The sequence below is a fragment of the Rhizobium sp. 05L429 genome (assembly GCF_056397645.1).
Genome location: NZ_JBFTNV010000048.1, coordinates 1 through 15832 on the forward strand (window position 1 = coordinate 1; position 15832 = coordinate 15832).

Here is a 15832-nt window from a genome sequence, read left to right on the forward strand (position 1 = left end):
TTGGTTCGTCGGAAGCAGAGGAGCGATCACCGCCCACTGTCGGTCATCAAGCCAGAATTCTCCTGCCATGATTCAAACTCCCATTATTACCGAAGTGAATCATACAGAGATAATTTAATCAATAGTTTGATTGGGTTTTAACCCTAGTCCTTATTCGCGGAAACGAGGCTCTTGCGCTGATAGACATGGATATAATCGACCAGCAGATAGGACGGGTTCGGCGTTTCATCGATCGGCCAGCCTGACCCGAGCGCGAGATTGACCAGCGGATAGAAGGGCATCTCGAACTCCGGCGGCGTATCGAAGCTCCAGAGAGGGTTGCGATCCAGATAAAAGGTCGATCTCTGTGGGCCGATATCGACGCCAAAAGTATGGTAGTCGCTGCTGAGCGAGCCTTCGGGCACATTCGTGAGATGGCCGTCCGTCGTGTGCTGGTTGCTCGGCCGCCAGACATGATAGCCCATGCTGAACTCGCCGGGCGCACGGCCATAGTATTCGATCACGTCGACTTCCGAGGTGAATTTGGACCGGTCGAGGCCGATGAGCCAGAAAGCCGGCCAGACGCCCTTGCCGGGCGGTAGCTTCATGCGCGCTTCAAAATAGCCGAACTTCTGGGAGAAGCCTTCGCCCTTCGGATTGGTGGAGGCGAGCAGACCGGAGCGCCACTTACCATCCGCATCCTTCCGCGCCTCGATCCGCAAGATGCCGTTATCGACGCTGAAGGGGAAACCGTCCATGGGGTCGGTAAAACGGGCATCGCCGAAATCGCCGTTCCATGGCGTATGCGCAATCCAGCGTGATCCGTTCTCGCCCCAGGCCGAAACGTCGAGCGTGTTGAAGTCTTCGGCAAAGGTCATCTGGAAATCGTCGAGGTTTAGCGGCTCTTCCGCCTGGCTCACACGGGGGCCTGGCGGGCCGAAAAGGCCGATGATCATAAGAAGCGCAAATCTTCCGGCGAATTTCGTATAGCGCATTTTCTCCCTCCCGGAGATTCCAGATCTGTTATTGGGTTTTTGAAAGCCGATCATGAAACGACGGCTCCGTTTCGCCGGGGCATGATCTTCCTGACGACGATGGCTTCCAGCCCGTCGGGCCGCCCGACGACCTGCCACAGGAGCAGGGAGGAAACCCAGAAGATTGCAAGCGCGGCACTACTGCAGAGGCCGACGCCGACAACGAGTTCGATGCCGAGCGGCATGGCAATCAGAACGGGCTGGACCAAGAGCAGGAAACCGATCATCGGCAGGCTGGCCGCGAGCGGCCGGATGAATGCATAAAGCTGCGCGCCGATCGAGACGCCGATCAGCTTCCATGTGATGGCAAGGCAGACGATATAGGCAACAACGGCAGCGATGACGCGCGCCGCCAACGCACCGTCAAGCCCGAACATGACGACGCCGAGCACGGTAACTGGCGCCCTCACTGCAAATTCAGCGAACATCCGGAGCGCCACGTAGCGGGTCTTGTCGAGAACCATGACGAGCGGCGGCATAATGGTCGTCGGCAGGCCGATCAGGCTGGCGATGCAGAGCCACTGCAGGATCGACGCCGCAAAGGCCCACTTCTCGCCGACGACGATGCGCAGGATCGGTTCGGCCAGGAAAATGATGACGAGCAGGATGGGTGCCGCCACGACCATGATCGCATTGGTCGCCTTCAGATAGGCTGTGATCTGCTTGTCCCGGTCGCTGACATTGGAAAAGGCGGCCATCAGCGGGCGCATCAGCGGACCGACGAATGTCTGATAGGGAATGCCGGCGAGATTATCCGCGACGCTGAAGGCGCCATAAGTGGAAAGGCTTGTGAAGCGCGGCAGCAGCAGCCGGTCCATCTGCCAGTTGAGCGAGTTGAGGACCTGAGAAACCGTATTCCAGCCGATCATGTCCTGGAAATGCTTCCATTCCGAGAGGCTGAGTTTCAACCGCATCGGCGCAAAGATATAGGAGACGATGGTCGCTGCCGTCGGCCCGGCGACAGCACCGATCGCCAGCCCCCAGTAACTGTCTGTCGCAAGCGCAACGCCGACACCGAAGATCAAGGTTGATCCCTTGGCAATGAGATCGAGCGCGAATTCGCGGCGGAAGTCGAAACGCTGCATGAAAACCACCATGCGCGGGCTGATCACGCCCCTCATCGCGGGCGCGATCGAAACCACGGCCACGAGCGAAAAAAGCCGCGGATCGTCGTAGATGAGAGCCATCGGCCAGGCGATGATGATCATCAGCAGGCTGATCGACGTCCCTCTGATGAGGCTCAGCGTAAAGGCAGTGGCGAACATCCGCTCGGATGGCGATGCAACGCGCACCAGCGCCTGGGTGAGTGGCAGGTCGAGGATCGCCTCGACGATGACGAGAATCGAGGTGGCAATCGCGACGATCCCGAAATCGGCCGGGCTCAGAAGTCTCGCGAGGACGAGCAGGCTCACGAAATCGAGAAGCCGTGCCAGGAATTTTCCGCTGATTGTCCAGATACTTGCTGTCGCCGTTCTATGCGATACGCTTGACACGATCTATTCCTTGGCCATGTACAACGAACCTCTTCTGGGGAGCGCCGGGGTGCCCGCCGCTCCGGGGTTTTGCCKACCTTTCGGCCGGTTGGGCGTGTCAGCTTGCTTTCTTCCTGTTGGGATTTGCTGCCTGATGGCCATGCTTGGCGAGTTGCTCGTCGATGAGTGAACCGAGGCGGTCGCGGAAAACTGATGCGGAGAATTTCAAGGAGTGGTTATGGATCGCCACCGGATCAAGCGTGTCCTCGACCGCTTCGAAGGCAGTGATCGTTTCCATCAGCGCTTCCGTACTCTGCTCGGCAAAGCGGAAGCCGACATGCGGTGCGCAGACGGTCTCGCGCGCGCCACCCGCATCGAAAGCCAGAACCGGCCGGCCGGACGCCATCGCTTCCACCGGGAGAATGCCAAAGTCCTCGATGCCGGGAAACAGCAGCGCGCGGCAGCGCGACAGGTGATCGCGCAGAACCGGGAAGGATTGATGACCGAGGAACTGCACCGTCGGTCCGGCGATTGATCTCAGATAGGCTTCCTGCTCGCCCTCACCGATCACGACGAGATTGCGGCCCATTTCGGTGCAGGCCTTCACGGCAATATCCGGCYGCTTATAGGCGGTGAGTTGGCCCGCATAGAGATAGAATTCGCCCTTGCCTTGCCCGATGGTGAAATCGTCGGTCGCAACCGGCGGATAGATAACGACGGCGTCGCGGTCATAGAAGCGGCGGATACGGCCCGCGACATAGCTGGAATTCGCTACGAACGTGTCGACGCGTGAGGCGGTCGTCACGTCCCAGGCACGCAGCATCGGTGCCGTGAGTGACATCATTGCCTTGCCGATCCAGGAAACACCGCGCCGATAGAGGTGAAACTGATCCCAGATGTAGCGCATCGGCGAATGGCAGTAGCAGATGTGAAGTGCATCCGCCCGTGTGATGATACCCTTGGCGGGACCGGATTCGCTTGAAATGACAAGGTCATAGTCCTGAAGATCGAAGTGCTCCAGCGCGAAGGGCATGAGCGGCAGCATCTTCGTGTAATGGCGCGTCGAACGCGGAATCTTCTGCAGGAAGGACGTACGGATGTTGCGGCTGTTCAGGAAGTCGCTGGTGCGATCGGGATTATACACCAGCGTGAAGATGTCTGCCTGCGGGAACATGCGGCAGAGTTCTTCCACCACCTTTTCGCCACCGCGCATCGATACCAGCCAGTAGTGGACGATAGCGACACGAAGGGGCTTCGCATCGGCCCTACTGCCTGCTTCGACGGCTCGGCTTCTTGCCACGACGGGCGCATCGCCACGAAATGCCATTGCTTCGGGCAGAGAGCTTGCTGCTTTTACGGTCACCTGAACGCTCCTTGTACGATCGCCCCGCCCCTCGGCGCGGGCACCACATGTGTCGGAATCAGACTGCGGTATTGTGCGAGAAGGGCATCGCGCCATTCTTCATGTGTCGTTGCCAGATTGGGCGACAGCCGGAAGGCACGTTCGCTCATGAGGCGGACATCCTCTTTCGGCAGGCTGCGGAAGGCCGTCAGCGTTGCGGCGAAACCTTCCTCGTCCATCGTGTTGCAGGAGATCGCCATTCCGGCCCTCTCCATTTCCTCGGCAAGAAAGGCGCCCTTGGTCATGATCACAGGAAGGCCGCTGCGCGCCGCCTCGATCGCCACAAGGCCGAACGGCTCCGGATAGCGGGACGGCATGACAAGCGCACTTGCAGTGCGGATGATCCGGCCGATCTCCGCATGCGACTGCCAGCCCATGGCCCTGACATGATCACCGGCCGCCATGACCTTCGGCATCAGCGGCCCGTCGCCAACGACGCAAAGCCTTGCTCCGGCCCTGCGCACAGCGGCAAGCGCGTCTTCGATGCCTTTTTCCTCGTCCAACCGGCCGATGAAGACGAACTCGTCATTGTCCTCGGCCGTGATACGCTCGGCCGTCAGTGGTGCAACCGGATTGCGGATGGTGACGAGCCGTTCCGGCCGATAGCCGGATTGCACCAGGAACTCGGCCATTTTTTCATGGAGCAGGATGATCCTGCCGAAGGCTGGACGGCTCCTCAGCGCACGGAAGAGATTGGCGCCGCGAACCGTCCGCCACAGCTTTTGCGCATAGCTGCGCTTGTCGCAGGAGGTGGAAATGCAGCCTGTCCCGAGCGGACGCCGCTTGCAGATCTCCTGCGCCTGATAATCGAAAAAGGCCCCATTGGGACAACCGTTGAAGAAATCATGTGCGTGAACGACGCATCGATCGGCAACAGGTGTGAGCGCGTCGAAGACAGCCGGCGACAGTATCTGATGCCAGCCATGGACATGATAGGCTGTCCTGGGCGTATCGTTGGCGCGCACCCAGGCGGAAATCATGCTGCCGGCTGCGGGATTGTGAATGCCGGTCGCGAAAGCCTTGGCACGGCTGGAACTCAGGAGGTCACGGCTATTCAGCTTGACGATTGAAACGCCGAGGGATGCGAGCTCCTGGTTCGCTCCATCGTCGCCGCAGATATAGGTCACGGCAATGCCGAGTCCGCAGAAGAGCTTTGCCGACAGTACCGCAAGGGCGGTCGCCCCACCCCTCGCCGTCGAATAGTCATCGATGATGACCACACGGTCGAGCGCCGGGYACGCAGCGATGCCGTCCCTCCATAATTTTGCATAGCGACCTGAAGCCGGCCACCGTAACGTCGAAACGGGGGACCCACTCTCATCAGGACGCAGTTGGCCGATGTCGTTCATAGAAGCTCTCCGACGACAGACACAATGGATGCTTTGACGGCTAGGCCCCTACGCCGTCCATGAGGGGTGAAGTGGTCACGGACMGGCTGCGGATGGCAGCCGGATCGTGACGAAGGCGTTATTTTGCCGACGCTGCACCGTCGGCATAGGCTTCCAGTGCCTTGCGGTTGAGGATACGGATCTTGCCCTGGGCTCCGTCGATCACCTTGCATTCGCGCAGGCGCCGCAAGCACTGGTTGACTTTTTCACGGGAAGCCGGAAGCGTCGCCGCCAGATCGTTCTGGGAGATGACCAGCACGTCCCGGTTGGCCGGCGTGTCCTTTCCGTAAACTGAAGATAACCGCAGAAGCATTGCTGCCAGCCGCGACTGCAGGCTCGATCCGGCATTCGAAATGATGCGGCGCTCCAGCTCTGAAACACGCGCAAGCGTTCTCGAAAAGACCTTCTCCTGAAACTGCGGATCGGTTGCGTACCTTTCCCGCAGCAGACGGCCTTCGAAGAAGTATAGCTCGCAATCCGAACTGGCTCTATACTCCAGATTCAGAATTTGCTTGCGCAATACTTCAAGCTCGCCGATCAAACCGCCCCTCGGAATGATCTCGACGATGAACTCCCTGCCGTCCGGCAACATCGTGCTGGCGCTAACAAGTCCGCGCTGCACGCGGGCGAACATATCCACGAAGACTCCAGCACCTGCAATAAGTTCGCCGCGACGGAAGTTGCGTATAGTCGCGCGGCAGAACGGGAAGTCGTCGTCACTTGAGATGCGGTTGTTCAAAGATGTATCCGGAACAACGCTAATAGCCGCTTTGCCCATAGCGACCCGATAGTCTCGCGTTTGTGTAGCTCCGTCCATGCGCATAACTCCCCAACAAACAGATTGGTCGTAAGCTGATGCTGCACTGCATCATTTATATTGTCCTAACTTGAGAGTCAAATAACAATCGAATATGACAAGAGCATCTCAAATAATAGTGACAACACCAGCAGTTATAGAGATTATATTTTTCTAGCATCCGTCGAATTCGGGGGGCGTATTAAGCCGAATTGCCCATTTTTGGGGCGATCCAAATTAAAATTGTCTAAAAAATAGTTACAACGCCCGGCTTTATCTATTCAAGCCGTGCGCGTGGAACGTCATATAAGTTAAATTCTCGAATAAAATTAGGATGTAGAAATCCCCTGCCGCCGAATTCGTAGAGAACTCCATAGCATCGTAGTATTAGCATAAAGAATTTGCTAATCATTATGACCGCGGTCACAGACAAGCACATTGCGCTGCACCAGACTTCATTAGGTTCTAACCGGAAACTTTTGGAGTCGGTCGATGACTTGGGAAGCACAGAGTATTGAAGTTCGTGAACCCTGGCCGAACGTTGAGCAGTCCGGGCCGAATAACGATCGCCGCATAGTAACGCGGCCTCATGTGGTCGGCAGAGCATCCAAGCGGGCGGTTGATATCGTGATGGCAGGCACCGCTCTTGTCCTGCTTTCGCCTCTGATGCTGATCGTAGCACTCATCGTAAAGTTGAGCGGCCGGGGGCCGGTCTTCTATTCGCATACGCGCATTGGATATGGGGGGGCGGCCTTCGGCTGTCTGAAGTTCCGCACTATGAAGACCGATGCCGCCGCCCAGCTCGCCGACTTGCTGCGCGCCAGTCCGGCTGCGCGGGCCGAGTGGGAAACGACGCGGAAGCTGAAGAACGATCCGCGCATCACCGCTGTCGGCGAAATTCTGAGGAAGTCCAGCATCGATGAGCTTCCGCAACTCATCAATATCCTGCGTGGCGAAATGAGCGTTGTAGGCCCGCGGCCGGTGACGGCTGAAGAACTCGCCCGCTACGGCGAGCATGTCACGAGCTACATGGCCGCAAGACCAGGCCTGACCGGACAGTGGCAGACCAGCGGCCGAAACGATGTCAGCTACGAGTATCGTGTCGCGCTCGATGTCCAATATGTCCGCGACTGGTCGCTGACGCGCGATTTCATCATCATCGCCAAGACCGTTCCCGCCCTGTTTTCGCAGCGCGGCTGCTACTAGTCCAAAACGGCGTATGGCCCGCCTGGGCCAAACGCACCTGCTGGATCTCAACAAAGAAGACCCTCTCGCCCTTGGATCAGGACACTATGAACTCAAATCACGTCTTCAGCAGCGTCTCCCCGATATCTTTGCCGGCCACCGCCAGCGGCAATTCGTCGCTGACGCTGCGGGACATGTCCTTTTTCGTCAGGATGCGTTGGCCGTGGATCGTGTTTACCACACTGGTCTTCCTGGCACTGGCCGCCGGCTACCTCTTCATTGCCAAGCCGACCTACGTGGCCAGTACCCAGCTCATGGTCTTTCCACAGGTAAACGGCTCGGACGCTCAAAGAGCCTTCGCCGAAGATGCCTTCATCGATGCGCAGCTTGAAATAGCGAAGTCCAGCGACGTTCTTGGCGGCGCCACCAGTGCGCTCAACCTCGCCAACGATCCGGTCTTCTCCAATCAGACCATTTCCCTGCAGGACAAGGTCAAGGACTGGCTGACGGGCAACCTCGCCGGCACCACCCAGTCCGAGCCTGCACCGGGCGATGCAGCCTCGGGCGGTGCCCAGTCCGTTGCTGCAAGCCAAGAAGCACGGCGGACCGACCGTGCGATCGCGCGGCTGCGCAATATTGTCGCAATGCGCCGCATTGGCCAGTCGACGATCCTCGAGATCTCCGCATCCGCTCCCAACCCGCAGAAAGCGGTCGAGATCGCCGACGCAGTCGCCCAGCAGTACATCAGCAAGAACGTCCAGATGAAGGCAGCTGCTGCCCAGCAGTACAGCGAATGGCTGGAGCAGTTCGTCGATGAGCAGCAGCGCGGCCTTGCCGAAGCCGCCAGCGCCCTTGCCACCTTCAAGGCAAATCCGCGTGACCAGTTCAAGCTTGCAGAGTTGCAGAGCGCGACCGATGCCCGCCGCACGCTCTTTGAAAACACCCTCACGCAATACACCGAGGCCAAGCAGCGCATCTCCTATCCGGTTTCAGACGCCACCATCGTTTCGCGGGCCACCTCACCGCTCGCCAAGGCACAGCCGAACAATTCGCTGATCCTCGCCTTCGCGCTGGTGGTCGGCGCCGGTTCCGGCCTCGGCCTTGCCATGATCCGCCATGTCAGCGACCGGCGCATCATGCGCACGCAGCAGCTCTCGCAGGCGGCTGGCCTGTCTTTCGTCACGCCGCTGGGACGTGCAAAGAGGACCGGTCGCGCTGCGACGCTACCTGCTGCCACCGATAATGGCACCGTCGCCTATCCGCTGATCCCCGGAATGGCCGAACTTGGGGCGACTGTCACCGGCTTCCGCCGCAGACGGCGCGTGGTGATCGGTATCGTAGCCGTCAACCCTGGCGGCGGCGCATCCACCATCGCCTGTGAGCTYGCCGTTCTCTCGGCAATATCAGGCTCGCGCACCCTGTTGATCGATGCTGCGGCGACAAAATCTTCCCTGAGCAAGTCCATTGCGCCGAACAGCTCAGCGGGCCTGATCGACGTGCTTGACAATATCGAGGCGATCCGCACCGCCACCCTGTCGCTGACGCCGACGCTGAAGTTCCTGCCGCTCGGYAAAGTCCGCGCAGTGACCCCCGCCATCCGCCTGAGCTCGCGTCGCACCCAGCTCAACTTCAATGACCTGAAGAAGGAATACGACGCCGTTTTCGTCGATATCTCCGCCTTCACCTCGTCGCCGGACGCCAATGCGATCGCTCCGGAACTGGACGGCGTCCTCGTCGTAACCTCTTACGGTCGCACGTCGATTGACGAGACCGTTCGCGTCGTCGACAGCATGCGCAATGTCGGCGCAGAAATCCTCGGCGCGATCGTCAACAACACACCATCGAGTGCTCGGATATGATGGTTGCGATTTCACAGGCATCGAAGCTGAAGATCGCCGTCGGCATTGCCTCGGCGGGCCGGCCGGCAACGCTTCTGGAGACGGTAACCTATATCGATAGCCTCAAGCCTCATCCGGAGCGCATCATCGTCTGTGTCCCCAACCTGGATGACGCCGCCGGGCTCGCCAACCGAAAGGGCGTGGAATTGATGATCGGGGGCCGCGGCCTGACCTGCCAGCGCAACCGGATCATCGAGGCCGCAAGCGCGGACATGGACGTGCTGATCTTCCTCGACGACGACTTCATTCCCGCGCCAGGCTTCATTCCGCGCATGGCAACCGTCTTCGCCGACAATCCGGATGTGGTCATCGCGACCGGCGACGTGCTTGCCGACGGCATTCTCGGCAAGGGGCTGACCCAGTCTGAAGCCATACATGTCATCAAGACTGCAGGCGAAAGAGGCGAGCAGGTGACCGAAGTCTATAACGCCTACGGGTGCAACATGGCGGTTCGGCTGGCGCCAGTCGTCGACCACGGGCTCACCTTCGATGAGAACCTGCCGCTCTACGGCTGGCTCGAAGACGTCGATTTCAGCCGGTCCATCACCCGCTACGGACGGTCGGTGCATATTTCGGGCGCCTGCGGCGTCCATCTMGGCGTCAAGTCCGGACGGCAGCCCGGCAAGAGGCTCGGCTATTCACAAGTGGCAAATCCCGTGCATCTGATGCGCAAGGGCACCATGTCCTGGACCCGTGCGCTGGCGCAGATCGGCCGCAATATCCTGGCGAACGCCCGCGGCGCCCTCTTCAATGACCGCGCAGTCGACCGCCGTGGCCGGCTGAACGGCAATTTCCTGGCTTTGTCCGATCTTCTGATGGGACGTGCATCTCCCATGCGCATTCTCGAACTCAGCCAGTCCTCAAATCGCGAGATGTCTTCGCCATCCATCGCGGCAAAACGGAGGTAACAGGCGCTATGCAGCCCATGTCTTTCCTTGATCGTCTTCCATTCGTTGGCCTTGCCGCCGTCTTCACCTGCGCGCTGGGATGGAGCGCTGCCCATGCCGACAGCTATACGCTTGTCCCCGAGGACAGGATAAAGCTGCGGGTCGTTGAATGGCGTTCCGCCGATTCCAAATATGCGAGCTGGGAAGCTCTCGATGGAGCCTACAGCGTCGATGACGCAGGCAATCTCTCGATCCCGATCGCCGGTCAGATCAGGGCATCCGGCCAGACGACCGAGCAGCTTTCGGATGCCATTTCAGACGCACTGGCCGACAAGGCCGACCTTCCCGGAAGGCCTTTCATCGCTGTCGAAATTGACCAGCATGCGCCGATCTTCGTCAACGGCAGCATCGAGCGGCCGGGGCGCTATCCCTTCGAGGCCAATATGACCGTCATCAAAGCCGTCAGCATTGCAGGCGGTTACATGCGGTCGCGCGACGACAACAGCTACTTTCAGCGAGACCGCATCCAGTCGGCCGGCGACTACCGCTCGGCCCTCCTGAATCGCCGCGATCTCCTGATGCGTGCCGCGCGCCTGCGCGCCGAGATCGCCGGTCAGTCCGATTTCGACATTCCTGCCGAGATAGTCGGTGTGCCCGATATCGACAAGCTCAAGGCGGAGGAACTGAACCTGATGCGCCTGCGGGCTGTCGAATCCAATAGCCAGATCGAGGCAGCAGACGATCTGAGCCGGCTTTATACGCAGGAAATCCAGTCGCTCGAAGCCAAGATCGTCTCCCAGAAGCGGCAGATCGATCTCGCGCAGCAGGAACTGAACAACGTCAACAACCTCGTCAGCAAGGGCCTGACCAGCAATACCCGCCAATATTCGGTCGACCGCGGCTTGGCTGAAACACAGAGCGAACTGCTGGACCTCGAAATCGCGCTGACAAAATCCCGCCAGGGTCTGAACGAGAGCCAGCGCGAAAAGGCGACCATCATCAACAAGCGAAACGCCGAAAACCAGCAGGAGCTGAATACGCTCAGCCTCGCCATCAACAAGGCGGGCATCGACATGCAGGTGGCGCAACTCCTCGGCGATCAGGCCGGATACAGCGCCGAACTCGCCCGCATGGGTGCGGAATCAACGCTCCTCGGCACGACGAAGAAGAACTTCAAGATCGTTCGCCGCAACGAGGACGGCAGCTACAGCAATATCGTCGCAGACGAAAACACCGCCCTGTTGCCGCATGACATCATCGAGATCGGCGTTCAGGCAGCTGCCGATACGTCGGCTGCCGCATCGCAGACGCAGCAGCCGGCCGCCGCCCTCATTCCCAATGTCGCCCGAACCGATGCACCCCGTCCGAACTGGGTATCGCAGGCGGGATCGAACTAGAGCAATCGGCAAAAGTGTACGGCGATTTTGCGTCGGGCATTGTGTGAAAACAAAGAGATAGAGCATTTTCGCGACTCGGAGAAAATGGAAATGCTCCAGGAGACCACGGTAGGAATATGCCTGTTAGCGTCGGGGTTGAGTTCATGTCTGCATTTGCCGTCTTTTCGTGCCGCACCCAGGGCCTGCGTGGCGTAACCGCAGAGAATCTTCGATCCGGTTCGGAGGTTGCAGCATGACAATTGAACCGATCGGCTTCCTCGTCTTCCTGCTCGGCCTGGCGCTCGTCTATTATGGATCCCGCTTTGCGATCACTGCGCTCTGCATCTCCACGCTGCTCGGTGCAGCCGCAGCCTTCCAGCTCCCCGCACTCGGCGGCAGCAGCATTCAGCCGAGCCACCTCCTACTGCTCTTCGTCACGATCGGTGTGCTATTACGTCCGCGCCAAAAACAGGCGGCCCTGACGAGCATGGCTTATCCCGGCCCTGGCTTMTGGTTTGCGGCCTATGTTTTGTTTTCCGCCATATCGGCCTTTTTCCTGCCGCGCATTTTCGCCGGCGCGACGCTGGTTTACTCCTCCGCACGCAGCAGTTCTGGCTTGATGTCGATCATGGCATCGCCGCTGGCGCCGGGTTCCTCGAATCTCACGCAGTCCGTCTACCTRCTCGGCGACCTCGTCTGCTTCGCCATCGTCTGCGGCCTTGCCCGGTTGGGGCATGGACGCTTCATCGCCCGCCAACTCATCGTCACGGCGCTCGTCTGCCTGGGTTTTGCCCTGCTCGATATTGCAACGTTCACGATAGGCCAGCCCGACCTGCTCGATTTCATGCGCAACGCCAACTATACGATGCACACAGCGGAGGTGATCGGTGGATTCAAACGCATCGTCGGCTCCTTCCCGGAAGCAAGCGCCTATGGCGCCGCGGCTTTGGTGTTTTTCAGCTTCACGCTCATCCTCTGGCTTGAGCGCTTCCCGAGCCGCTTCACCGGCTTTGCAACGGTATCGATCGGTCTGACCCTGATCCTCTGCACCTCGACGACTGCTTATGTCGCCGGCCTCTTCATGATCTGCGTCGCGATCCTGTTCAGTCTCAAGCGTCTTTTGAGCGGCCAGGCGACACGTCCCTATGCGACCTTCCTCTTGATCACTCTGCTCATGGTGCCCTGCGTGATCATGGCTGTCGCCCTGATCCCAAGCGTCTGGGACGCCGTCGGCGATTTGGCGAACATCACCCTGGCCAACAAGCTCGAATCGCAATCCGGCGAGGAGCGCACCGCCTGGAACACACTGGCGCTCATCTCTTTCGTAGAGACGGCCACCTTCGGGGCGGGCCTCGGCACTGTTCGCGCATCGAGTTTCGCAGCCGCACTTTTGTCCAACGTCGGCATCACCGGCACAATTCTCTTCGTGCTCTTCCTCTACAGCCTCCTGACGGCTGCTGCGCGCAGCAAGCTGGTGAGCCGTGAAAACCGGGCGATTGGCATGGCCGCCGTTTTCGCCTCGGTCGCGCAGATCGCCTCGGCGACGATTTCCGGAAGCAGTACCGACCTCGGCCTGCTTTTCAGTATTACGGCCGGGCTTGCAAGCGGTTGCTTGACCGTGCCCTACGCGCAACCGAACCGCATGACCCGTCTCCAGAGGACACCGGCATCTCTGATGAGTACGCCGGTATTTTCATCGCGATGAAGTGTGGGGCAGAAAAGATGCCGGTGATGTCAGCTTTGCCGCTGCTTGCTCGGCACGGGMGCCGGATCGGCGATCGCACTATCCTTGGACGGCTTGCGACTGCGGCGCCAGAACCCGGCCACGAAGACGCCCGTCACGTAGCAGACTTGCATCAGCACGAGAACGCCGAGACCATAAAGTGCTGCTTCAAGCAGCGAGGCACTTCGATGGGCCACGATACCGAAACCAAGGGCTATGACGATCGCGAAAATGGCGAAGGCCCAGGCGCGAATGGCCGCTCCGGCCGCGAGCGAAATCAGTATCACAATGATCGTGCCATTCAGCATTGCGATGTCTTATCCCTTTCTATCGTCCCACATGCGCCCCGTGCCGATCTTCACATTACAGGGACAAATCCACAACACCTACGTTTTGGTAGTGGAGCGATAGTAATGGTTAATTTTCTCACAATCCGCCGCGATCAAAACGCCGGTGAGACGCCATTGGTTCCCCGCCGGATGCGCGATTTCCTGATCGCAACAAGTACAGGACAGCACCTCGACAAAGAAAAACTTGCAACAGAATCAATAAAGACACTTCCCGGCGAAGAACTACGAGAAGGATTGTACCATGAGTAATCAGTGCGTGGCCTACGTTACGGATGTCGAATATTCCTTTCCGACTATTCTTTCAGCGCTGCAGGCTCGAAAGTTTGCAAGTCCTGAGACCGATATCTGTGTCCTCATGTCGGAGCATCTCGACAATTTCGAGGAGTTGAAGAGCCTGCTGGCGCTGAGCGGCGTCAAGCTGATGGACGCAACGGAAGCGCTACACGAATCCCTCGGCGCGCTCGATGGTTCGCATTTCATGGGCCGCATCAGCGTCAGCACCATGGCCAAGCTCGTGCTCGCCCAGATCCTGCCTGACAATTATACCCAGATCATCTATCTGGATGGCGACACGCAGATCGTCAGCAGCCTTGCCGATCTTGAAAATGCATTCGCGCCCCCTGGAAAGTTCTTCGCAGCGCGCGATTACACCTCCATCCACGGCCTGCTGCAGAACGGCAAGGACAGCAGTTACTTCAATGCCGGCGTTCTGAAATTCCACCGCGACGGCTGGATCGGACCGGAAGCGCTGCAGCTCTTTGCCACGAACCCGGACGCTTGCGACGGCAAGCACGATCAGGGCGCGTTGAATTATGTCTGCGGCTCCTCGCTCATCCTGGTATCGAACCGCTGGAACTTCCCCAAGCAGTTCCTGCATCTGGTAGACATGTCCTCGCTCGCCATCGTCCACTATATGGCGCACCCCAAACCCTGGCACGGCACGTTCTTCCCGTGGAGCGATACTGAAAGCCAGGTCTACATCGATTTGCGCAGGACGCACCCTGCCTATGACGCGCTCTACCGGGGCATCAGCTTCGACCGCAAGGTGGTCTACAAGTATCGCTCGATGCGCGAGCGCATGAGACATGCCCTGCAGAACGAGACGCCCAATCCGCGTGTTCAGACCCTGCTCGCCGGCGACTATGTCGTCTGACGAAAAGTCGGTCCGATCCCTGCAGGCAGAGCCGGTCCTTAAGGCCGGCGCGAATGTTCAGGAGCAGAAATGAGCGCTTTGACGACCAGCATCTCGCACTATGCCAAGGCTCGGCTGCGCCGTTCGCTGAAGGCCGGCCAAGTCGGCTATGGCGGGCTGCGCGACAGCTTGAAGCAGGCCCGCCATGTCCTGGTCTGCGTGATCCGCGACGAAGGACACCGGATGGAGTTCTTCCTGCAATATTATCGCGATCTCGGCGTCGAGCACTTCATCTGCATCGACAACGGTTCGGGCGACGGGACCGTCGAACGCCTGTCCGGCATGGAGGATGTTTCGCTGCTCTCGGCCACCGGTTCCTACAAGGCGGCACGCTTTGGCAATGACTGGATCAACGCGGTCATGAACCGCCATTGCCAGGAAAAATGGGTCCTCTATGTCGATGCGGATGAGTTTCTCGTCTATCCGCATTGCGACACGCGCTCGATCAGCCAGCTGACCGCCTATATGGAATCCGTCGGCGCCCGCTCGCTGCGCTCTGTCATGATCGACATGTACAGCCGCGATCCCGTCAGCGAAAATATCTGCGAGCCCGGCCGCAACCCGCTCGACGTATGCAGCCTCTTCGACTGCTCAGGCTATGAATCGCATTTCGACAAGAACAGCCGCACCATCTGGATCAAGGGCGGCGTGCGCGGCCGTGTCTATTTCCGCGGCCGCACCTGGGATGGCCCAGCACTCAACAAGATCCCGTTGATCTACGTATCCGGCGAGCGCCTTTATCTCAAATCCTCGCATCAGGTCTGGCCGCTCTCCCTCAATCTCGGCGAAATGCGCGGTGCCGTGGGCATCACCAGTGCCCTCCTGCACTTCAAGTTTCTGTCGAGCTTCCTTCACAAGGTCGCCGATCCCGCCAACCGTTCGGAGCATACTGCCGAATACACGATGTACTCTTCTCCCGAAGATGCCCGCAACTTCGTCTACACCGGCACCGGCACCTATCGCCACTGGAAGGATCTCTCCGACAACGGCCTTATACAGGGCGAAGGCTGGCAACTCTGGCACAGCGCATCCGATGCCGAGGTACAGCAGAAGAGCTCGCCCGCTCCTGAGAAAGCGTCTTCTCCGGCGCAAAGAGGGGCCATCATCTCAGGCGAAGCAACACCTTCGCGCTGATGCTTCGGAGGACAAC

General features: G+C 59.3%; 14 protein-coding genes. 8 read left to right on the forward strand and 6 right to left on the reverse strand.

Features of this window, described 5'->3' with window-relative positions; genetic code table 11:
- Positions 1 to 143: 143 nt before the first annotated feature.
- From AC1DNW_RS33010 to AC1DNW_RS33030, 5 genes are all read right to left on the reverse strand, one after another.
- Positions 144 to 974, reverse strand: a complete 831-nt coding sequence (locus tag AC1DNW_RS33010; protein WP_113311934.1) for a glycoside hydrolase family 16 protein — start codon at positions 972 to 974, stop codon at positions 144 to 146.
- Between the two features lie 50 nt (positions 975 to 1024).
- A complete protein-coding gene (locus AC1DNW_RS33015) occupies positions 1025 to 2506 on the reverse strand; it encodes a lipopolysaccharide biosynthesis protein (protein ID WP_113311933.1) in 1482 nt (493 codons plus the stop codon).
- A gap of 97 nt (positions 2507 to 2603) precedes the next feature.
- Positions 2604 to 3848, reverse strand: coding sequence for a glycosyltransferase (locus AC1DNW_RS33020; protein ID WP_477855510.1), 1245 nt, complete (start codon positions 3846 to 3848; stop codon positions 2604 to 2606).
- Positions 3845 to 5236 carry a glycosyltransferase family 4 protein gene (locus tag AC1DNW_RS33025; RefSeq protein WP_477855511.1) on the reverse strand — a complete coding sequence of 464 codons (1392 nt, stop codon included), beginning with the start codon at positions 5234 to 5236 and terminating at the stop codon, positions 3845 to 3847. Before AC1DNW_RS33025 ends, AC1DNW_RS33020 begins: the two co-directional genes overlap by 4 nt.
- A 118-nt stretch (positions 5237 to 5354) precedes the next feature.
- The gene (locus AC1DNW_RS33030) at positions 5355 to 6092 is read right to left on the reverse strand and encodes a Crp/Fnr family transcriptional regulator (protein ID WP_113299902.1); all 738 of its coding nucleotides are present in this window, start codon (positions 6090 to 6092) and stop codon (positions 5355 to 5357) included.
- A 471-nt stretch (positions 6093 to 6563) separates the two neighbouring features.
- On the opposite strand from AC1DNW_RS33030, the gene AC1DNW_RS33035 reads away from it, so the two are divergent.
- The 5 genes from AC1DNW_RS33035 to AC1DNW_RS33055 all read left to right on the forward strand — a co-directional run bounded on the left by AC1DNW_RS33035 (position 6564) and on the right by AC1DNW_RS33055 (position 13122).
- Positions 6564 to 7277 carry a sugar transferase gene (locus AC1DNW_RS33035; protein ID WP_113299903.1) on the forward strand — a complete coding sequence of 238 codons (714 nt, stop codon included), beginning with the start codon at positions 6564 to 6566 and terminating at the stop codon, positions 7275 to 7277.
- An 86-nt stretch (positions 7278 to 7363) separates the two neighbouring features.
- Positions 7364 to 9115, forward strand: a complete 1752-nt coding sequence (locus AC1DNW_RS33040) for a Wzz/FepE/Etk N-terminal domain-containing protein (protein WP_113311930.1) — start codon at positions 7364 to 7366, stop codon at positions 9113 to 9115.
- Positions 9112 to 10062: a glycosyltransferase gene (locus tag AC1DNW_RS33045; protein WP_113311929.1), complete on the forward strand. Its 951-nt coding sequence runs from the start codon at positions 9112 to 9114 to the stop codon at positions 10060 to 10062. The genes AC1DNW_RS33040 and AC1DNW_RS33045 overlap by 4 nt, the downstream gene beginning before the upstream one ends.
- An 8-nt stretch (positions 10063 to 10070) precedes the next feature.
- Positions 10071 to 11438, forward strand: a complete 1368-nt coding sequence (locus AC1DNW_RS33050; protein ID WP_113311928.1) for a polysaccharide biosynthesis/export family protein — start codon at positions 10071 to 10073, stop codon at positions 11436 to 11438.
- A gap of 232 nt (positions 11439 to 11670) precedes the next feature.
- Positions 11671 to 13122, forward strand: coding sequence for a hypothetical protein (locus AC1DNW_RS33055; protein ID WP_477855512.1), 1452 nt, complete (start codon positions 11671 to 11673; stop codon positions 13120 to 13122).
- Positions 13123 to 13151: 29 nt separating this feature from the next.
- On the opposite strand, the gene AC1DNW_RS33060 is transcribed toward AC1DNW_RS33055, so the two are convergent.
- A complete protein-coding gene (locus AC1DNW_RS33060) occupies positions 13152 to 13448 on the reverse strand; it encodes a hypothetical protein (RefSeq protein WP_113299908.1) in 297 nt (98 codons plus the stop codon).
- A gap of 105 nt (positions 13449 to 13553) precedes the next feature.
- Between AC1DNW_RS33060 and AC1DNW_RS33065 the strand changes: the two genes are divergently transcribed.
- The 3 genes from AC1DNW_RS33065 (at position 13554) to AC1DNW_RS33075 (ending at position 15816) form a co-directional block, all read left to right on the forward strand.
- Entirely contained in the window at positions 13554 to 13739 is a 186-nt protein-coding gene (locus tag AC1DNW_RS33065; protein WP_162747205.1) for a hypothetical protein, read from the forward strand.
- Complete coding sequence (locus tag AC1DNW_RS33070) at positions 13732 to 14643, forward strand: glycosyltransferase (protein ID WP_113311927.1); 912 nt, start codon at positions 13732 to 13734, stop codon at positions 14641 to 14643. The genes AC1DNW_RS33065 and AC1DNW_RS33070 overlap by 8 nt, the downstream gene beginning before the upstream one ends.
- 69 nt (positions 14644 to 14712) lie before the next feature.
- Entirely contained in the window at positions 14713 to 15816 is a 1104-nt protein-coding gene (locus tag AC1DNW_RS33075) for a glycosyltransferase family 2 protein (RefSeq protein WP_113299910.1), read from the forward strand.
- The last annotated feature ends 16 nt before the right edge of the window (positions 15817 to 15832 follow it).